The sequence below is a fragment of the Variovorax sp. 05N34 genome (genome assembly GCF_056397405.1).
In genome coordinates, this window is sequence record NZ_JBFTNI010000034.1 from 1 (window position 1) to 407 (window position 407).

The window sequence follows — 407 nt, forward strand, 5'->3', positions numbered from 1 at the left end:
GTAAGCGAACAAGCGAACCGCCGTAAGCGAACAAGCGAACCGCCAAGCCCGAGGAGAAGCCGCCATGGACCCCGTATCCCACACCGTCATCAACCTGATCATCTTCGTGCTGGCCATCTACGTGGGCTACCACGTCGTGTGGACCGTCACCCCGGCGCTGCACACGCCGCTCATGGCGGTGACCAACGCCATCTCCGCGATCGTGATCGTGGGCGCCATGCTGGCCGCCGCGCTCACTGAGACGGGCCTTGGCAAGACCATGGGCGTGCTCGCGGTCGCTCTGGCCGCGGTCAACGTCTTCGGCGGGTTCCTGGTGACCCGGCGCATGCTGGAGATGTTCAAGAAGAAGGACAAGAAAGTGCCCGCTGGCGGTGACGGCGCCAAGGCGGGGGGACGCTGATCATGTC

General features: G+C 64.9%; 1 protein-coding gene. It reads left to right on the forward strand.

Translation table 11 applies throughout. From position 1 onward, the window contains the following. The first annotated feature begins 64 nt into the window (after nucleotides 1-64). Entirely contained in the window at nucleotides 65-400 is a 336-nt protein-coding gene (locus AC1DMA_RS30130; RefSeq protein WP_478146479.1) for an NAD(P) transhydrogenase subunit alpha part 2, read from the forward strand. Nucleotides 401-407 lie beyond the last annotated feature (7 nt).

What these genes read in the sequence shown, in the direction of transcription:
- AC1DMA_RS30130 (WP_478146479.1), top strand. Translation starts at nt 65, where the DNA reads ATGGACCCCGTATCCCACACCGTCATCAACCTGATCATCTTCGTGCTG.